General features: G+C 60.8%; 18 protein-coding genes and 1 tRNA gene. 13 read left to right on the top strand and 6 right to left on the bottom strand.

Annotated features, from left to right (window positions below):
• Nucleotides 1–29: 29 nt before the first annotated feature.
• Entirely contained in the window at nucleotides 30–713 is a 684-nt protein-coding gene (locus ACYU0X_RS12305) for a winged helix-turn-helix domain-containing protein (protein ID WP_309406163.1), read from the bottom strand.
• Nucleotides 714–828: 115 nt separating this feature from the next.
• Between ACYU0X_RS12305 and ACYU0X_RS12300 the strand changes: the two genes are divergently transcribed.
• The 3 genes from ACYU0X_RS12300 to ygfZ all read left to right on the top strand — a co-directional run bounded on the left by ACYU0X_RS12300 (nucleotide 829) and on the right by ygfZ (nucleotide 3,568).
• Nucleotides 829–1,569 carry a hypothetical protein gene (locus ACYU0X_RS12300; protein WP_461900973.1) on the top strand — a complete coding sequence of 247 codons (741 nt, stop codon included), beginning with the start codon at nucleotides 829–831 and terminating at the stop codon, nucleotides 1,567–1,569.
• Between the two features lie 279 nt (nucleotides 1,570–1,848).
• Entirely contained in the window at nucleotides 1,849–2,484 is a 636-nt protein-coding gene (locus tag ACYU0X_RS12295; RefSeq protein ID WP_461900971.1) for a heme-binding beta-barrel domain-containing protein, read from the top strand.
• A gap of 4 nt (nucleotides 2,485–2,488) precedes the next feature.
• On the top strand, nucleotides 2,489–3,568 hold the full coding sequence (ygfZ, locus tag ACYU0X_RS12290; RefSeq protein WP_461900970.1) for a CAF17-like 4Fe-4S cluster assembly/insertion protein YgfZ: 1,080 nt from the start codon (nucleotides 2,489–2,491) through the stop codon (nucleotides 3,566–3,568).
• A gap of 77 nt (nucleotides 3,569–3,645) precedes the next feature.
• Here ygfZ and ACYU0X_RS12285 read toward each other — a convergent pair whose 3' ends face one another.
• From ACYU0X_RS12285 to ACYU0X_RS12270, 4 genes are all read right to left on the bottom strand, one after another.
• The gene (locus tag ACYU0X_RS12285) at nucleotides 3,646–4,674 is read right to left on the bottom strand and encodes a 6-phosphofructokinase (RefSeq protein ID WP_461900968.1); all 1,029 of its coding nucleotides are present in this window, start codon (nucleotides 4,672–4,674) and stop codon (nucleotides 3,646–3,648) included.
• 224 nt (nucleotides 4,675–4,898) lie between these two features.
• Nucleotides 4,899–5,141, bottom strand: a complete 243-nt coding sequence (locus tag ACYU0X_RS12280; RefSeq protein WP_309406171.1) for a PspC domain-containing protein — start codon at nucleotides 5,139–5,141, stop codon at nucleotides 4,899–4,901.
• Between the two features lie 19 nt (nucleotides 5,142–5,160).
• Nucleotides 5,161–5,409 (bottom strand): hypothetical protein, encoded by a 249-nt coding sequence (locus ACYU0X_RS12275; RefSeq protein ID WP_461900966.1) that lies wholly within the window; start codon nucleotides 5,407–5,409, stop codon nucleotides 5,161–5,163.
• A gap of 15 nt (nucleotides 5,410–5,424) precedes the next feature.
• Complete coding sequence (locus tag ACYU0X_RS12270) at nucleotides 5,425–6,741, bottom strand: PspC domain-containing protein (protein ID WP_461900964.1); 1,317 nt, start codon at nucleotides 6,739–6,741, stop codon at nucleotides 5,425–5,427.
• Between the two features lie 114 nt (nucleotides 6,742–6,855).
• Here ACYU0X_RS12270 and ACYU0X_RS12265 point away from each other — a divergent pair, with 114 nt between their 5' ends.
• Together ACYU0X_RS12265 and ACYU0X_RS12260 are read left to right on the top strand one after the other, a co-directional pair.
• On the top strand, nucleotides 6,856–8,127 hold the full coding sequence (locus ACYU0X_RS12265) for an ATP-binding protein (RefSeq protein ID WP_461900963.1): 1,272 nt from the start codon (nucleotides 6,856–6,858) through the stop codon (nucleotides 8,125–8,127).
• A complete protein-coding gene (locus ACYU0X_RS12260; RefSeq protein WP_309406176.1) occupies nucleotides 8,124–8,795 on the top strand; it encodes a response regulator transcription factor in 672 nt (223 codons plus the stop codon). The genes ACYU0X_RS12265 and ACYU0X_RS12260 overlap by 4 nt, the downstream gene beginning before the upstream one ends.
• A gap of 95 nt (nucleotides 8,796–8,890) precedes the next feature.
• On the opposite strand, the gene ACYU0X_RS12255 is transcribed toward ACYU0X_RS12260, so the two are convergent.
• Nucleotides 8,891–10,090 (bottom strand): pyridoxal phosphate-dependent aminotransferase, encoded by a 1,200-nt coding sequence (locus tag ACYU0X_RS12255; RefSeq protein ID WP_461900960.1) that lies wholly within the window; start codon nucleotides 10,088–10,090, stop codon nucleotides 8,891–8,893.
• 226 nt (nucleotides 10,091–10,316) lie between these two features.
• On the opposite strand from ACYU0X_RS12255, the gene ACYU0X_RS12250 reads away from it, so the two are divergent.
• The 8 genes from ACYU0X_RS12250 (at nucleotide 10,317) to ACYU0X_RS12215 (ending at nucleotide 15,899) form a co-directional block, all read left to right on the top strand.
• Nucleotides 10,317–10,389 (top strand) — tRNA-Trp (locus ACYU0X_RS12250).
• Between the two features lie 119 nt (nucleotides 10,390–10,508).
• Nucleotides 10,509–10,763, top strand: a complete 255-nt coding sequence (gene secE, locus ACYU0X_RS12245) for a preprotein translocase subunit SecE (protein ID WP_459273806.1) — start codon at nucleotides 10,509–10,511, stop codon at nucleotides 10,761–10,763.
• An 80-nt stretch (nucleotides 10,764–10,843) separates the two neighbouring features.
• Nucleotides 10,844–11,644: a transcription termination/antitermination protein NusG gene (gene nusG / locus ACYU0X_RS12240; RefSeq protein WP_418907107.1), complete on the top strand. Its 801-nt coding sequence runs from the start codon at nucleotides 10,844–10,846 to the stop codon at nucleotides 11,642–11,644.
• A 129-nt stretch (nucleotides 11,645–11,773) separates the two neighbouring features.
• Entirely contained in the window at nucleotides 11,774–12,205 is a 432-nt protein-coding gene (gene rplK, locus ACYU0X_RS12235; RefSeq protein WP_309406180.1) for a 50S ribosomal protein L11, read from the top strand.
• A gap of 138 nt (nucleotides 12,206–12,343) precedes the next feature.
• Complete coding sequence (gene rplA / locus ACYU0X_RS12230) at nucleotides 12,344–13,042, top strand: 50S ribosomal protein L1 (protein WP_309406182.1); 699 nt, start codon at nucleotides 12,344–12,346, stop codon at nucleotides 13,040–13,042.
• A gap of 587 nt (nucleotides 13,043–13,629) precedes the next feature.
• Nucleotides 13,630–14,154, top strand: a complete 525-nt coding sequence (rplJ, locus tag ACYU0X_RS12225; RefSeq protein ID WP_418907106.1) for a 50S ribosomal protein L10 — start codon at nucleotides 13,630–13,632, stop codon at nucleotides 14,152–14,154.
• Between the two features lie 71 nt (nucleotides 14,155–14,225).
• Nucleotides 14,226–14,603, top strand: a complete 378-nt coding sequence (gene rplL / locus ACYU0X_RS12220) for a 50S ribosomal protein L7/L12 (protein WP_309406184.1) — start codon at nucleotides 14,226–14,228, stop codon at nucleotides 14,601–14,603.
• A gap of 159 nt (nucleotides 14,604–14,762) precedes the next feature.
• Entirely contained in the window at nucleotides 14,763–15,899 is a 1,137-nt protein-coding gene (locus ACYU0X_RS12215) for an acyltransferase family protein (RefSeq protein WP_418907105.1), read from the top strand.
• Nucleotides 15,900–15,961: the final 62 nt, after the last annotated feature.

Genomic DNA, 15,961 nt, shown 5'->3' with positions numbered 1-15,961 from the left:
TAAGCCTTCGATCGCGTGGTGAGCTAGCGTCAGCTCTCCGCGTCGTCATAGTAGTAGCGGTAGCCAACGTTACGGACCGTGCCGATGAGCTGTTCGTGGTCCGTGCCGAGCTTGGCGCGCAAGCGACGCACATGCACATCCACGGTGCGGGTACCACCGTAGTAGTCGTAGCCCCATACCTCGTGCAATAACTGGTCGCGGCTAAACACACGCCCGGGGTGCTGCGCCAAATACTTCAGCAGCTCGAACTCCTTGTAGGTCAGGTCCAGGACCCGTCCTTCGATCTTGGCGGTGTAGCTCAGCTCATCGATGACCAGAACATTGTGCTCCGGCTCATCGCCTTGGCCCTGCTGCGCGGCCTGTGGTTCGGCGCGCACCTGCAGGCGGTTCACGCGGGCCTGAATTTCGGCGGGGCCGGCCGAAGCCAACACAAAATCCGTGAACATCCACTGATCGCTCAGCACGCTCAACCCGCCCTCTTCAAGCACGAGGAGCAGCGGCACCGCGACCGAACTATGCAGTACCCCGGCGAGATTACGCGCGGCTAGGAGCTCGGTGCGGGCATCGAGCACCACAGCTTCGTAATCATCGCATTTGACCAGCGACTCTGCGCTCGCCGGGAGCACGATCAATTCGTAGGGCAACAGCTCCAATGCGGGTAGGACTTGGGAAACTTCCGTGGCCGTGGGACTGAGAATCAGGAGGCGTGTCACCAGGGCCTCCTTCACGTGTGCGTTACAAAAAAATCGTTTCTACGTGTCACAGTATATGGAATAGAACCACTTGACAGCGTGTAACGCCGTAACGACATCGACGGGAAGAACACCAGTGCGAATCAAGGTCCTCATCTGCGGGTTGCTGGCCGCGGCTCTGCTACTCGTTGCCGCCGGGCTGCCTTTTGCCCCTTGGGCGCTGGCCGGGGCGGCGGTCATCGTGCAGGTGCTCTTCGCCGTGAGTTGGCCCCGTTTGACGGGCGCACAGACCCCGTGGCTGATCACTAGCGTCATCCTGCTCAGTGCACTGGGTGCCACCGCCGCGGGCCTCGCCTCGGGACCTCCGGTTACCAATCGCCATAGCGTCGAAGTGATCGCCTGTGGCCTCTTATTGGTTTTCATTACGCAGGTGTTTCGCGGCGCGTCGGCCAAGCACCGGCTGGCCACGGTGGTCAGTGGCGTCGCTGGCGTAACAATCGCGGTCCAGGGCGTGGGCTGGGTGGCGCTGGGTGACCATCGAGCGGTGTTATCGGTGACCATTCTGAGCCTGTTGGGCCTTGTGGCCGCCGGCGCGCTATCCATTACCCGGCTTCCTGACCGTGTGGTGCTACCCGTGTCCCCGGTGCTCGCCGGTGCGCTGGGCGCGGCGGCTACCGCGCTGCCCTTGGGCCTTGACTGGGTACACGGGCTGATCTTCGGTGCGTTAGGTGGATTGGTGGTGGCGGTGGTGCGTGCCCTGTCGCTGACCAGCAAGGCCGTGCGATCGCTGAGCGGTGTGCTGGCCGTTGCCAGCTGCATGTTGCTGCTGACCGGCAGTCTCAACTGGTACGCACTACAGCTGCTCGGCGGCAGCTAGCTACCGCTGGTGAGCCACGGCGAGGCGCGGCTCACATGACTTCTGGCGCCCGAGGCGCGCACCGCACCCTATGGCGCGTTAGGATGGGGGCATGAACGAAAACTATCTTGCACTCGAGATTTTCTTCCTCTCCCTGCTCACCGTGGCAGGTCTCGGCATGGCAGGCTTCGCGGCACTGGTCGTCAAGCGCCTGTTCAAGGGGCAGAAGTAAGCATCAGCGCACACGAAAGTGTGCGTTGATTCGTTAAAGCATCGACGCGTAGAAAGAGCACGCAACCAATGGCCTTTGATATCCCCACTGACCTGACCCCCGAACTGGTGCCGTTGTCCTGGCTCATCGGGACCTGGGAAGGTACCGGCCGGTTGGGCGAGGGAGAAGCAGATGACCCCTACTTTGTGCAACGGGTGACCTTCTCCGACCTTGGCGGCCCATTTCTCGAATACCGTAGCGAAGCCTGGCTCAGTGACGAGTCCGGCACCAAGCTGCGTTTCCTCAGCGCCGAAACCGGTTATTGGTCGCTGGACCGTCCCTGGCAGGATGCGGACCCGGGCCCGGGCATGACGCCAGGCGATCCGTTCCCGGTGCTTCGTTCCGCCGACGACGTGGAAACGCTGCGCACCGACGAAGGCTTCAAGATCCAGGTGCAGATCACTCAGCCCGGCGCGATTAGCGAGCTCTACTACGGATTTATCGACGGCCCGCGCATTCAACTGGCCACCGAAGCCCTGCTACGCGGTCAGAACGCCAAGTCCTACGCCTCCTCCACCCGGATCTACGGGCTGGTCGGCGGAGACCTCTTCTGGCGCTGGGATGTGTCGCTGGGCAATAAGGAGCTCAAGGCTCACGCTTCGGCGGCGTTGAAGCGTCAAACCGGGTCCTCCGCAGAGCCCGAGCCGACGGATTCCGAAGGTTAAGGCCATGGGCGAATACCATTCGGTGTTGCTACAGCGTTCCGGTGCCGTGGCCGGTACCGGGGTGGACGCCGCAGTGGCCGCCCACTACGGTGCGCCGACCCGGGAGGCCCGGAAGCTCGCCGAGGGCGAAGCCCTGGCGGACCTGAGCCACTTCGAGGTTCTGGAACTCAGCGGGGCAGACCGGCAGAGCTGGCTAGATACCCTCAGCACCCAGCGGATCAACACGCTCACCGCGGGCAACAGCACACAGACCCTGTTGCTCTCGGTGCAAGGCCGCATCGAGCATGAGATGAAGGTCCTTGTCGACGAGGACCGGCTGCTGCTCATCGTTGAACCCGGACGCGGACAGGCACTCCAAGAGTTCCTGCTCTCGATGCGTTTCGCCCTGCGGGTGGAGATCGAGAACCGTTCGGACGAGTTCGGGATCCTCGCAGCGACGAAGCCATTGGATGAGGTCAGCGCGTTGCGTTGGGTGGATCCGTGGCCGGGCGTGAGCGAAGGTGGCTTCGCCTATTCAGCTGCCGACCACCCTGCCGTGGAGCGCCCATGGGTGCTGCACCTCGTGCCGTTGGCCGAGCTGGAGGAACGGGTGGGCGACCACCCGTTGGCCGGCATGATGGCTGTCGAGGCACTGCGTATCGCCGCCTGGCAGCCCCGCCTGGGCCACGAGGTGGACGAGCGCACCATTCCGCATGAGCTGGACTGGCTGCGCACCGCGGTGCATCTGAGCAAGGGGTGCTACAAGGGGCAGGAAACCATCGCCCGGGTACATAACATCGGTCATCCGCCACGGCGTATGGTGTTCTTGCACCTCGACGGCTCCATGCATACCTTGCCGGCCGAGGGCTCGCCGGTGATGCTCGGAGAGCGTCAGGTGGGGACCTTGACCTCGGCGGCCCTGCACTACGAGGCCGGACCGATCGCGTTGGCGGTCATCAAGCGCGGAGTCGATCCGCAGGCTGAACTGACCGTGGTCGACGGGGAGAGCACCTACCCGGTCGCGCAGGAAGTGATCGTCGCACCGGATGCCGGGCAGACCGCCGGGCGGTTTACCGGTTTTATTCGCACCCCTCCGCGTCACTAACTACACCGTACGCAAAGTAACGTGCCGGCCGGTTCCCCAACGGGAACCGGCCGGCACGTTCACTTTTAAGGAATGGTTTAGCCGAAGAGCAGCTTGGCTTCCTCGTAGCGGTTTTGCGGAACACGCTTGAGATTGTTCAAGGCAGCACGCAACGGGACGCGGTTGATATGCGTACCGTGCAGGGCCACCATGGTGCCCCAGGCTTCGTTGGCTACCGAGTCCACGGCCGCCATACCCAAGCGCGTGGCCAGCACACGGTCGAAAGCGCTCGGAACGCCGCCGCGCTGGATATGCCCCAGCACGGTGGCACGAGTTTCAATACCGGTGCGCTCCTCGATCATCGGGGCAAGTAGCTCGCCGATGCCGCCCAAGCGCGGACGTCCGAAGGTATCCAGCCCACGGGTGGAGAAGGCTTCGGAATCGCCTTCGGGCACGAAACCCTCTGCCACGACCACCAGCGGTGCGCGACCACGCTCGTTGGCTTCGGTAACCCATTCGCAGATCTGATCCATCGAGGTGGACTGCTCCGGGATCAAAATGGCATGGGCACCGGACGCCATACCCGAGTGCAGGGCAATCCAACCCACGTGACGACCCATCACTTCGGCAACCATGCAACGGTGGTGAGATTCGCCGGTGGTGCGCAGACGGTCAATGGCCTCCACGGCGATCTGATTCGCGGTATCAAAACCGAAGGTGTAGTCGGTGGCGTCGAGGTCGTTGTCGATGGTCTTCGGCACGCCCACGATTCGAATGCCCTCATCACAGAGGCGCTTCGCACCGGCGAGGGTGCCTTCGCCACCAATGGCGATCAGGGCGTCAACGCCGAGCTGCTCGAGATTGCGGGCAATGTTCTCGGCTCCGCCGTTTTCGCCCTCAAACGCGTTGGTGCGTGAGGTACCCAAAATGGTGCCGCCCTGTTTGGCGATACCGCGCACCGCCTGACGGGGCAGGTCGATCACATCGGATTCCTTGACGCCACGCCAGCCGTCACGGAAGCCAACAAATTCGTAATCGTGGGACTTGATGCCGTTCAGTACGGCGCCGCGGATCACCGCGTTCAAACCGGGGCAGTCGCCGCCGGAGGTAAGGATGCCAATGCGCATGAGTGCTCGTTTCTCAAGGGTCTTCACCCACGATTCGAGCTGGCCACAATACTGACTCGTATCGTGAAGGCCGGCGGTGAACGGGGGCGGGGACCGGTGGATAGGTTCCTGGCGCACCGTTGAGCCGCGATTGTGACTAGTTTACGTGCTTTAGACCACAAGAGCGAGCCGGGGCGGGAAGTTCCCGCCCCGGCTCGCCGAGGGGTTCTCGAAGCCTGAGAGGCCTAGAAGGCCCGCAGCCACTTCTGCAAGATGATGTTCTCCTGCTGGTCGGGGATCAGGAGCCAGGCCACGATGTACACGCCAATGCCGAGCACCGGCAACAGGAAGGAGAGCAACATGCCGATGCGCACGAGGGTGACATCCCATCCGAACTTATCGGCGAGGCCGCCGGCCACACCTCCGACCATGCGGGCCGGGCCACGACGAAGCGGGATGGAGCGTAGGGAGTTGAAGAAACTGTCCATGGTATGTGGTTCCTTTTCCTTAGTGGGTCTCGGTGGAGTCAGGGCCGGGGAGCTCGGTCGATCGTGCATGGTTGCGGCGCGCCGAGGCGATGCCCGAACCGATCAGGCCGATGCCGGCGAGAGCGATCAAACAAATGAAGAACAGGGAACGGTCGAAGTGCCAGGAGAGGATTTCGCCGCCCATCGTCGTCACGGCCACGGCGATCACAATGAGGCCGAAGATCAGGGTGCCGGAGGGGAACTTAGTCTCGGAGTCGTTGCTATTCATGAGCCTAGCTCCTTTCTAGAAATCGGTGTCGGGCGTCGTGACAATGCTGCTGCGTTCATAATCGAACTTGGTGAACGCCCCGTTGAATTCGATCGTGAGAACCGGGGCATCTGGGTTGATAACCCCCTGATTGATCGAGTCGATGCCCTCGCGTTTAGACATGAACACCCCGTTGCTGTCGATTGTCACCGGGACACCTTCGGGAAGCATCAGTTCCACCTTTGAGAAAACCGAATTGATCTCTACTTTGGTGGGCGTCGTAATGTGCCGGTACCCGGTCAGATCGATGGTCGCGTTGCTGAACACGGCACTGTATTCGTTGGGGTCGTCATGGACGATGACTCCGTCGCGGTAGTCACCGAAAATCACCGGTTTGCCACCGAAGACCAGCGTGAGAACCAACAACGGGATGGCCAAACCCAACAGGCCGCCACTGGTGCGCTTAGCGAATGAGGCAAAGGTAATGCCCAAGCCAGCGACCAGCAGACCCACCGGGAGCGCCAAGGTCCAACCATTATCTGGTACGCCAGGGAAATCGAGCTGTCCTGCCAGGAGGACCGCGGCCATGGACAATACGCTCAACCCGACAACGATAGTTGCTACCCAGCCGGGGATCGGGGGAGCCTTGCGCACTTGTGGAGTGGGTGAGTGGTGTGGCGGTGGCGGAGTGAATCCGTCATTGTATGGGGTACTCATCTGGTCCTCCCGGTTGGGGTGCTGCTCGAACTCGGGCTCCGGGAGCTTCGGCTCACCGGGGACTTCGGGAAATTCTTTGGATTGTCGCTGATGAAAGGGCGGGTCGTGCGGCACACGCCAGGGCTTTTCGATCACCGTGCCGTGGTGCACCGGGCCGCTTCGGTGAGCGGTCGCGTCGCTGCTCGGGCTACCGGGGCTCGGTGGCGTTGGATGGTGGCGTTCGAAGCGAGTGTTGCGCCGGCTGAAAATCAGGAACAATACGGCAGCGATAATCACCACCGGAAAAAGGATGGGGCCGAGTGAGCCGATCGCCCACGGAAGCGGGAGCAGGCCACAGACGAAAAAGATCACCGCGCCGGTCATGCCGTTGGTCCACTCCTTGGCGATGGCCTGTTCGAGGTGGATAGTTCCGCGACGGTCGGGCAGTAGCGCCCAAGCCAGGGCGTAGGCAATGAGGCCCACGCCGGCGAATATGCTCAGCACGATGATGATGCCGCGCACCAGGATGGTGTCGATGGAGAAACGCTGGGCGAGGCCCGCCGCCACGCCACCGAACCATTGCGAGTCTTGGCGAACGATCCCGAGCTTACGCATCTGCTCGAAGAAGCTGCTGGATGATCCGTTCTGCATGTTCATAACTCAATCCTCTAATGACTAGGGCCCCACCGCTATGAGGGGGTGCCCTGATTTAACCCTGAGCTACCCTAGGGGTGCTCGCTCCTCCGGGTTCGGGCGTGCTTGACTTGGAGCATGCAAACACCAGCAGAGCGTCCCAGCTTACTGCGCAGCGACTCGCGTGTGATCGCCGGCGTGTGCGGCGGGCTCGCCGAACACCTGGGGCTCCGGGTCAGTTATGTGCGCGTGGCCTTCATTGCGCTGGTTGGGCTCGGCGGCGCGGGCGTGGTGCTCTACGCCTGGCTGTGGGCGATGACCCCCAGCGAACAGGAAGCCGATGCCGATGCCGAACGTAGTCGTGGTACGCGACGGCTGTCGCTGGCCGAAGAAATGGAGCGGGTGCAACGCAATCTGCCCAAACCTGCCGAACTGAGCGCGTGGCTCGTTTCGATCCGTGAGGTACTGATTGGTGCGGCTCTACTCGTTTTGGCCTTTCTGGCCTATGGGCAATGGGCGGGCTGGACGATCCGCTGGGATTTGATTTGGCCCTCGCTGGGGATTCTGGCCGGTGTGGTGCTCGCTTGGCTGCAATTGGACGGCTCCAACGCCCGCCGTGAAGGCAAACTGCGCGGACCGGTGCTCTTACGTCTGGCGCTGGGCCTGCTTCTGGTGATCTCCGGATTGCTGGCCTTGGTCAGCGGCAACGTGAGCACCGCCGACCTATTCGGCGGTTTGGCTACGGCGGGGGCGATCCTCGCCGGCACCGTGGTGGTCTTGCTGCCGTGGGCCTTGCGGCTATGGCGCGATTTCCTGTCCGAGCGCAGTAGCCGGCAGGCCGCAGCGCAACGTGCCGAATTCGCCGCGCACCTGCACGACTCGGTGCTACAGACCCTCGCGGTCATTCAAAAACGTAGCGACGACCCGGCCGCGGTACGCACCTTGGCCCGCGTGCAGGAACGCGAATTACGCCAATGGCTCTATGGGGATCCCGAACAATCCCCCGAGGATCTGGGCACCGCCATCACCGAAGAGGCACGTACCATTGAACAGCTGATGCTGCGCGATATCGAGGTGATCACCGTGGGTCATGCGCAGGGGATTGCCGCGCAACAGGCCCTGGTCGCGGCCAGCGGTGAAGCGATGATGAACGCGGCGAAACACACCACGGGAAAGATCTCGGTCTTTGTCGAATGCACTCCGCGCCAAGTGGAGATTTTCGTGAGGGACCGAGGTTCGGGTTTCGATGTGCAGAGCATCGCCGCCGATCGGCACGGGGTCCGCGAGTCAATTATCGGGCGCATCGAACGAGCCGGTGGCACGGTGACTATTCGTAGCTCATCAGAGGGCACCGAGGTTCAGTTACGCATGCCACGAGAAGAATCCACCGAGGAAGGAACGACGCCATGACCGAGGCACCTATCGAAGACGCGTCGCCGGTACGCGTCGTACTGGTCGATGACCACGCCATTTTTCGCTCCGGCCTGAAGGCCGACTTGGCGAGCGATATTCAGATTGTCGGTGAGGCCGGTACGGTCGAAGACGCGATCAGCGTCATTGCCTCCGAACGCCCCGATGTGGTGTTGCTCGATGTCCATCTTCCCGGCGGCCGCGGCGGCGGTGGGGCCGAAGTGTTGGCCGGTTGTGCCGCGCAGTTGGAAGGAACCCGCTTTTTGGCGTTGAGCGTATCGGATGCGGCCCAGGACGTGGTCACGGTGATTCGCGCCGGAGCCCGGGGCTATGTCACCAAGAGCATTTCGGGCGAGGAAATTTCCGCCGCCGTGCGCCGGGTGGCCAGCGGAGATGCGGTGTTCTCGCCGCGTCTGGCCGGTTTTGTGCTCGATGCCTTCAGTGGTGCTCAGGTCGCCAGCGTTGACGAGGAACTCGATCTGCTCTCCGACCGGGAACTTCAAGTGATGCGGTTGATCGCCCGCGGCTACAGCTACCGTGAGGTCGCCAAAGAACTCTTCATATCCATCAAGACCGTCGAATCGCATGTGTCGAATGTGTTGCGCAAACTGCAGTTATCGAATCGTCATGAGCTAACCCGGTGGGCCGTCGATCGTCGGCTTCTCTAGCCTTGGACGCTTCCAAGCGGACCGAGTCTTAATCGCAGCGGGCGGTGTGTAGGAGACTCCTACACACCGCCCGCTGCGATGTACGTACGTGCTAGTTAGCGTGCTTCGCCGAGCAGACGCTGCATGCGAGCCACTCCCTCGGCTAAGTCGGCGTCACCCAGTGCGTATGACATGCGGATGTAGCCGGAAGGGCCAAAGGCTTCGCCCGGGACCACGGCAACTTCGGCCTGTTCCAAGATGACCGCGGCCAGTTCGGCGCTGGTGTTGCTCACCACGCCGCGGATTTCCTTGCCCAGTAGTCCACGCACATCGGAGTAGGCGTAGAAGGCGCCCTCCGGCGTGGGGCAGTGCAGGCCTTCGATGGCGTTCAGGCCCTCGACGATCGCCAGGCGGCGGCGGTTGAAGGCTACCTTCATTTCCTCGACGGCATCCAGCGGTCCGGCCACGGCGGCCAGGGCTGCACGCTGCGAGACGTTGGCGACATTCGAGGTAGCGTGCGACTGCAGGTTCGTCGCGGCCTTGATGACGTCCTGCGGACCGACCATCCATCCCACACGCCAACCGGTCATTGCGTAGGTCTTGGCCACACCATTGAGTACCACCACGCGGTCTTCGAGCTCCGGTACGAGCGTGGCGATGGAGCTGAACTTGGCCTCGCCGTAGGTTAGGTGCTCGTAGATCTCGTCGGTGACCACCCAGATGCCGTGCTCGGCGGCCCAACGACCAATGGCCGCTACTTCATCGGGGGTGTAGACCGCGCCGGTGGGGTTCGAAGGGGAGACGAACAGCAGAACCTTGGTGCGCTCGGTGCGTACCGAATCGAGCTGTTCCACGGTGACCTTATAGCCCTGCTCCGGGCCGGCGAAGATGGTCACCGGTGCGCCACCGGCTAGCTGCACGGCCTCCGGGTAGGTGGTCCAGTAGGGGGCCGGAATAATGACCTCGTCGCCCGGATCCAGCAGGGTCGCGAAGGTGTTGTACACGGCCTGCTTGCCGCCGTTGGTCACCAGCACCTGGCTGGCCTCGATGGCGTAGCCCGAATCACGCATGGTCTTGGCCGCGATGGCCTCGCGTAGTTCGGGAAGACCGGCGGCAGGGGAGTAGCGGTGATTCTTCGGGTCACGTGCGGCCTCAACGGCGGCCTGCACAATGTACTCGGGCGTTGGGAAGTCCGGTTCGCCGGCGCCGAACCCTATCACGGGGCGGCCGGCGGCTTTCAACGCCTTGGCCTTGGCGTCGACGGCCAGGGTGGCAGATTCGGAGATTGCGCCAATGCGGCGAGAAATTCTAGACATGGGTGGAGAGATCCTGAACTCTACGTTGAAAGCTGTCGCTCTTAACATTAGTGGTCAGATCGATCTATGGCCGGGATACCCCGGAAAATTACGGAGAATGATCAGTTCAGCAACACTTTTTTAGCGGCCTTCGACACACTCCGGGTGGTCAGTTCGACATTTGCGCGATCCTTGCGTAAAGTTATTTTTCGTTGCCGGGACAAGCGGCAGCAGAGCTAAAGCTCAAAGGGTAGTGGCGCAATTGGTAGCGCAGCGGTCTCCAAAACCGCAGGTTGCAGGTTCGAGTCCTGTCTGCCCTGCGCAGTAGCGATACAGAAGGTATCGCACAGCGAATCTCACGTCACGGTGTGTTGTGGTCGGCCAGGCTGCGACACACCGTGATTGTTTCAACTGGCCAATTATTGAAACGAGGATCACGGTGAGCAACTCAGCTGTTGAAAGCCCGGGACGCGGTAACGACCTTAAGAAGAGCTTCTTCGGGCGCATTATGCTTTTCCTGCGCCAAGTCATCTCCGAGCTGAAGAAGGTCGTTACGCCAACTCGTAGCGAGCTTTTGAACTACACCCTGGTGGTGATCGCCTTCGTCGCGGTTGTCATGGTGTTGGTTTCCTTCCTAGATTTCGTGTTCGGTAGTGGCTCGATCCTCCTGTTCACAAACCGTCCGGAACAGTAAAATTTCCAGCGTCTGCCAGCCGAACCCGGCCGGTGGGCGCGCAATGGTGTTAAGTCAGTAAAAAGAAAGCAGGAACTGCAGTGTCCGACAATGAACTCGAACAGCAGGTTAGCGACGAGGTCGAGACCGAGTTCGTTGCATCCGAGCAGACCGCCGACGAGCCGGTTATTGCAGGTGAAACGGCTACCGCCGAAACCGCTGATGAGGCACCGGAAGCTAGCGACGAGGTAGCGACCGAGAAGAGCGAAGCTGATGAGGCCGCCGACAAGGTCGCCCAGCTCAAGGAAGAATTCCGCGCCAAGCTGCGTCGTCAGCCAGGTGACTGGTATGTAATCCACACCTACGCAGGTTATGAGAACCGCGTGAAGGTGAACCTCGAGGCTCGTATCCAGACTCAGGACATGGAGGATTTCATTTACGAAATCCAGGTCCCGATGGAAGAGGTCGTCGAGGTCAAGAACACTCAGCGCAAGATCGTGCGCCGCGTGCGCATTCCGGGTTATGTGCTGGTTCGTATGGAGCTCACCGACGCTTCGTGGGGTGTTGTTCGCCACACTCCAGGTATCACCGGCTTCGTGGGTAACGCCCACGACCCGAACCCGCTGAGCCTGGATGAAGTGTTCTCCATGCTTGAGCACACCGTGGTTGATCCGGAGAAGCAGCCCTCGGCTTCCAAGCCGGGTCGTGCCCCAATTACTGAGGTCACGGTGGACTTCGAGGTTGGCGAGTCGGTTATCGTCAACGACGGTCCGTTCGAGACCATGCCGGCGACCATCTCCGAGATCAAGCTCGAAGCGGCCCAGCTGGTTGTGTTGGTTTCGATCTTCGAACGCGAGACCCCGGTGACGCTGAACTTCAACCAGGTCACCAAGATCCAGTAGTATTAAGTCTTCGTGCCCCATTGCGACATGCTTTCGCGGTGCGGGCACGTTCGGCTGTCGCGCCACGACGGCCACCATCCGTACCACGCTCCTGTGCTGCGGAAAAACGCAAGAGTAGAAGGACCCGACATGGCCCCTAAGAAAAAGGTCACCGGACTCATCAAGCTGCAGATCCAGGCAGGCGCCGCCAACCCGGCACCTCCGATCGGTCCTGCCCTTGGTCAGCACGGCGTGAACATCATGGAATTCTGCAAGGCTTACAACGCTGCCACCGAGTCGCAGCGCGGTAACGTGATTCCAGTTGAAATCACCGTGTACGAAGATCGTTCGTTCACCTTCATCACCAAGACTCCTCCGGCAGCCGAGCTGATCAAGAAGGCTGCTGGCGTTGCCAAGGGTTCGGGCACCCCGCACACCACCAAGGTGGGCAAGCTGACCCAGGCTCAGGTTGAGGAGATCGCTAACTCCAAGATGGAAGACCTGAACGCAAACGATCTGGCCGCCGCCTCCAAGATCATCGCCGGTACCGCCCGCTCCATGGGCATCACCGTCGAAGGCTAAGTACCAGCCTTTGCGTAGCTTCACCACGAAGCTACACAACCACTAACTAATAAAAGGTGGCTGAACCGCCAGTTCACCCACCCGTGGCAGGGCCGAGCGCGGTCCACATGACCACGACTGCATAAGGAGAAAACGCAGATGGCAAAGCGCAGCAAAGCATACTTGGCCGCAGCGGCCAAGATTGACGCCGACAAGAGCTACGATCCGGCAGAGGCAATCGCCCTGGCCAAGGAACTGGCCGGCGAGAAGAGCAACTCGACCGTTGAGGTTGCATTCCGCCTCGGCGTCGACCCCCGTAAGGCTGACCAGATGGTGCGCGGCACCGTCAACCTGCCGCACGGCACCGGTAAGACCGCCCGCGTGTTGGTCTTCGCCAACGGTGACAAGGCAGAGGCCGCTCGTGAAGCCGGCGCCGACTTCGTTGGCTCGGACGAACTGATCGAGAAGGTGCAGGGCGGCTGGACCGACTTTGACGCCGCTGTGGCAACCCCGGACATGATGGGCAAGGTTGGCCGCCTGGGTAAGATCCTCGGCCCACGTAACCTGATGCCGAACCCGAAGACCGGCACCGTGACCATGGATGTGGCCAAGGCCGTCAACGACATCAAGGGTGGCAAGATCGACTTCCGCGTCGACAAGCACTCGAACCTGCACTTCATCATCGGCAAGGCATCCTTCGATGCCAAGCAGCTGACCGAGAACTACGCAGCCGCTCTGGAAGAGGTGCTTCGCTTGAAGCCGTCCTCCTCCAAGGGTCGTTACATCTCGAAGGCCACCGTGGCCACCACCTTCGGTCCCGGCATCCCGGTTGATCCGAACGTAACCCGCGTTGGCTAGTCACTGATTAGTCAGGCCGAATAGGGGAGTCGAAGAGTTTCTTCGGCTCCCCTTTCGCATGCCTAGGACGCATTCCTGCGCTGTGACGTCACCCGGAATTATTCAACGGTACGTAGAGAAAGTTTGCTTCATGTATTGCTGGGGTCTTGTCTTGCCCTCATACCTCGGTGATACTCTGTAGAAACCGAGTCACTCGGCACCAGTTATATGGGACCCCCAAGACCATGTAGCAGGTGGATGAATAAGGTCTCCCCAAGGCCTGTTCGTCGACAAGTAGCCTGCGTTCAGCGTCCCCCAAAGTGCTGGCGCGGGCCTTGTCTTTTAATGCGGCGTGGCAGAGATCACCACTCAATGGCTTTGCCTCGATTTTGCCTGCGGCACTCGCGTCGGTAGACTTAAAAGCACCGAAGACCGTCGGTCGAGACCTGCTTTGTCAGGAATCCGAAGAGTCCACCTGGACGACCAACGCAGGTTTCATAGAATTGTCTCAACTCAGGTTGAGCTGCCCTGTGCTCCTGCGCGGGGCGTTTTTTATTGCGCTCCGCCGGTTATGAAACGGTACCGAACTATTCCCCGGAAGGAGTGTTATGGCAACGCCGACCAAGACTGTGGCGATCGAAGAGATCACCACTGATTTCAAGGAATCAACCGCGGCTGTCCTGACCGAATACCGTGGGCTTACCGTTGCACAGCTCAAGGAACTGCGCCGTTCGCTTGGTCAGGAGACCAAGTACGCGGTTGTCAAGAACACCTTGACTGCAATCGCGGCTAAGGAAGCCGGCATCGATGCATTCGATGGCCAGCTTGCCGGTCCGACCGCTATCGCCTTCATTAAGGGCGATGCTGTTGCCGCTGCAAAGAGCCTCACGGAGTTCGCCAAGACGAACCAGCAGCTGGTTATCAAGGCCGGTTTCTTCGAGGGCAACGCCCTTGACGAAGCAGGCATCAAGGCCCTGGCTGCCCTGGAGTCCCGCGAGCACCAGCTGGCACGTGTTGCTGGCGTTCTGAAGGCTCCGGCCTCCGCTGCTGCACGCATCGTGGAAGCCCTGCGCGCCAAGCTCGAAGAGAACGGTGGCGAAGCCGCCGAGGCCGCTCCGGCCGACGAGGCCTAAGCTCCTCGCGATTCTCTCGCAACGTAACCCAATTCATCGGCCCCTAGGGCCAAAACCGAAAGGACGCCACCATGGCGAAGCTCACCACCGAAGAGCTGCTCGACGCATTCAAGGAAATGACCATCATCGAGCTCTCCGAGTTCGTTAAGCAGTTCGAGGAGACCTTCGAGGTCACCGCTGCTGCTGTTGCCGTTGCCGGTCCGGCTGGCGGCGCAGGCGAAGCTGCTGCTGAAGAGAAGACCGAGTTCGACGTTATCCTCGAGTCGGCTGGCGACAAGAAGATCGCAGTCATCAAGGAAGTTCGCGGCATCACCTCGCTGGGTCTGAAGGAAGCCAAGGAGCTCGTCGACGGCGCTCCGAAGGCTCTGCTGGAAGGCGTTGCCAAGGACGCAGCGGAGAAGGCCAAGGAAGCTCTGGAAGCTGCCGGCGCCACCGTCACCGTCAAGTAAGCTCACGCGGTCACTCGCAGCTTATTGCGAAGGCTCCCAAACGATTCGTTCGTTTGGGGGCCTTTCGCCGTTAACGCTCCTAACCGTTATTTGATATTTATATGCTTATAACGATTCCATTAACAGCTGATACTCATTTGGTTATCCTACGCTGGAAGTGTGCAGAGACATGTAGCGGCTAAACGCCCAGAAAAGGTAGCGCGACTCGGATTGCTCGACGGGTTGCGAATCACCGCGGCACTTGCCGTGGTGTTCTACCACTACACTGCTTGGGGCCATTCCCACTGGGGAACCAAGGCGCCGGATGCGTGGCCAATTCTTTCCGAGATTACACGCTACGGCAGCATCGGTGTGCAGCTATTCTTCTTGATCTCGGGCTTCGTCATCCTCATGTCGGTGCAGGGCAAATCTGTGCTGCAATTCGTCGCCTCACGTGCGGGACGACTCTATCCGGCCTATTGGTTGGCCGTATTGGCTGCGGCCGTGCTGACCTTCGTACTGTGGCCAGAGGCCAGTGATGGACGAACCACCGGGGACATCTTACCCAACCTGACGATGATGCAGACCGCCATGGATGTCCGAGACCTTGACGGTGTCTACTGGACACTGTGGGCAGAGCTTCGTTTCTACTTCCTGCTGGGAATCATGCTCGCCCTAGGCTGGACCAAATCGCATCATATTATGTTGCTTTCGGTGCTCTGGCCGGCGGTTGGTTTGTATTTTAAATTCACTGGCGCCACGACCTCGATGGAATGGGTACTGGGGCAGTATTCATCGCTCTTCTGCATCGGCATGTTGCTCTACGTCATATATACCGAGGGATCTTCACTCACGCGCTGGCTTCTGATTGGCGTCAATACGCTCATCGCCAGCTACCACACCGGACTGAAAGGCGCTTTCGATAGTTCATACCTGTCGGGCCTAGACGTCCCCGCATGGCATTTCGCCCTACTGTGCACCCTTTGTGTGGCGGTGGTGGCCCTATGTACGGTCACACCACTAAACAGGGTTTACTCGCGTTGGCTGGTCTTCGCCGGTTCGCTGACCTACCCGCTGTATCTCATCCATGAGCTGTGGGGCTGGTGGATCATTGAATCCCTGCATTTGAAGATCAACCAGTACGTGCTGCTACCGCTGACTATCGCGATCGTCCTGCTGGTTGCGTACCTGATCTCCCGCTTCATCGAGAAACCGGCGGGACTGTTGCTACGCAACGGCATCCTCGCGGCCGGCGGCAAACTCGGCCAACGCATTACGTTGCCGGTTCCTTCCTGGGCACGTTCCGATGTCCCGTAGCTGGTGACGCTCAAGTCACCGCGCACGATTAATGTCGATCGGCTCCGCACCTAGTGCGGAGC

Source organism: Glutamicibacter sp. X7, from assembly GCF_054889245.1.
Note: the sequence above shows the minus strand (reverse complement) of the source record. Positions and strands in the feature narration are given on the sequence as shown.

Coding starts and splice junctions, on each gene's coding strand:
- ygfZ (WP_461900970.1), top strand. CDS start 2,489: ATGGGCGAATACCATTCGGTGTTGCTACAGCGTTCCGGTGCCGTGGCC.
- ACYU0X_RS12275 (WP_461900966.1), bottom strand. CDS start 5,409: ATGAATAGCAACGACTCCGAGACTAAGTTCCCCTCCGGCACCCTGATC.
- ACYU0X_RS12295 (WP_461900971.1), top strand. CDS start 1,849: ATGGCCTTTGATATCCCCACTGACCTGACCCCCGAACTGGTGCCGTTG.
- rplL (WP_309406184.1), top strand. CDS start 14,226: ATGGCGAAGCTCACCACCGAAGAGCTGCTCGACGCATTCAAGGAAATG.
- rplJ (WP_418907106.1), top strand. CDS start 13,630: ATGGCAACGCCGACCAAGACTGTGGCGATCGAAGAGATCACCACTGAT.
- ACYU0X_RS12265 (WP_461900963.1), top strand. CDS start 6,856: ATGCAAACACCAGCAGAGCGTCCCAGCTTACTGCGCAGCGACTCGCGT.
- ACYU0X_RS12285 (WP_461900968.1), bottom strand. CDS start 4,674: ATGCGCATTGGCATCCTTACCTCCGGCGGCGACTGCCCCGGTTTGAAC.
- ACYU0X_RS12255 (WP_461900960.1), bottom strand. CDS start 10,090: ATGTCTAGAATTTCTCGCCGCATTGGCGCAATCTCCGAATCTGCCACC.
- ACYU0X_RS12280 (WP_309406171.1), bottom strand. CDS start 5,141: ATGGACAGTTTCTTCAACTCCCTACGCTCCATCCCGCTTCGTCGTGGC.
- rplK (WP_309406180.1), top strand. CDS start 11,774: ATGGCCCCTAAGAAAAAGGTCACCGGACTCATCAAGCTGCAGATCCAG.
- ACYU0X_RS12260 (WP_309406176.1), top strand. CDS start 8,124: ATGACCGAGGCACCTATCGAAGACGCGTCGCCGGTACGCGTCGTACTG.
- rplA (WP_309406182.1), top strand. CDS start 12,344: ATGGCAAAGCGCAGCAAAGCATACTTGGCCGCAGCGGCCAAGATTGAC.
- ACYU0X_RS12270 (WP_461900964.1), bottom strand. CDS start 6,741: ATGAACATGCAGAACGGATCATCCAGCAGCTTCTTCGAGCAGATGCGT.